The sequence below is a fragment of the Pseudomonas turukhanskensis genome, from assembly GCF_027922365.1.
Lineage (GTDB): Bacteria > Pseudomonadota > Gammaproteobacteria > Pseudomonadales > Pseudomonadaceae > Aquipseudomonas > Aquipseudomonas turukhanskensis.
In genome coordinates, this window is record NZ_BSFN01000057.1 from 1 (window position 1) to 648 (window position 648).

Here is a 648-nt window from a genome sequence, read left to right on the forward strand (position 1 = left end):
GGCGTTTTTGCACGAGGGTGGCACCTTTACCAACGGTGATGGCAGCAACTGGGGGGCGCAGCGCTCCATCACGGCACAGGTGGGCAGCGAAACCGTGCAGACCCTGGAGGGGGAACTGGATGCGCAGTTCAGTACCAAGCGCGACGGCGCCAAAGACGTGCTGGAGCAACAGTTAAGAAACCCATTATTCCGCCCAAGCCAACCGGCGGCTGACAGCGATGCATTTGCGCGGATAAAACCGCTGTACGAAACCCGCGTTCAGTACATCGATCAGAGCCAATTCATGGGTTCTGAATACTTCCTGGACAAGATCGGCTACGTCCCAGGCCAAAGTGTAACGGTGCTGGGCGATGCCTATTTTGATCATCAACTGATCGTGCAAAGCGTTGAGCAGCGGGTGGGTAATTTCCTGGCCCAGAGCCTGCGCCTGAGTGATAGCGATCTGGTCAAACAGCTGATGGACAAGGGCGCCGCGTTAGCCGCCGAGGCTGGTTTTGTGGTGGGTCGAGCGCTGACTGCCGAGCAAATTGCCGGCTTGAAAGACGATATTGTCTGGTACGAAAACCAGGAGGTGAACGGCCAGTTGGCCTTGGTGCCGCGTGTGTACCTGAGCCAGGCAACCGTGGCGGCACGGGAGCAGGATGCCAA

At 58.2% G+C, this 648-nt stretch carries 1 protein-coding gene; it reads left to right on the forward strand.

Annotated features, from left to right (window positions below; all coding sequences use genetic code 11):
- The coding region (locus PKE98_RS26920; RefSeq protein WP_271198561.1) for a hypothetical protein at positions 1-648 on the forward strand (648 nt) is incomplete at both ends.